Here is a 236-nt window from a genome sequence, read left to right on the forward strand (position 1 = left end):
AACATCTTTTCCAACATGTTAAATAATGATAAAATAGGAAAAACATACATAAATGCAAGAAAATTATTTCAAACAATAGCAGAATTACATTTTGAATCAGGCTACCCATACATATTATTTGATGATACGGTAAATAAGAATAATCCACACACTAAGGCTGGTAGAATTGTTATGTCTAATTTATGTTCTGAAATAGTACAAGTTAATACAGCAAGTACATATAAAGAAGATTTATC

Annotated in this window: 1 protein-coding gene; it reads left to right on the forward strand. The window is 26.7% G+C overall.

Annotated elements, in window-relative coordinates:
* Window positions 1-15: 15 nt before the first annotated feature.
* Window positions 16-236: ribonucleotide reductase barrel domain-containing protein (locus AWT72_RS09095; RefSeq protein ID WP_503465679.1), on the forward strand; the 221-nt coding region annotated here is incomplete at its 3' end.

Source organism: Oceanivirga salmonicida (genome assembly GCF_001517915.1).
Taxonomy (GTDB): Bacteria; Fusobacteriota; Fusobacteriia; order Fusobacteriales; family Leptotrichiaceae; genus Oceanivirga; species Oceanivirga salmonicida.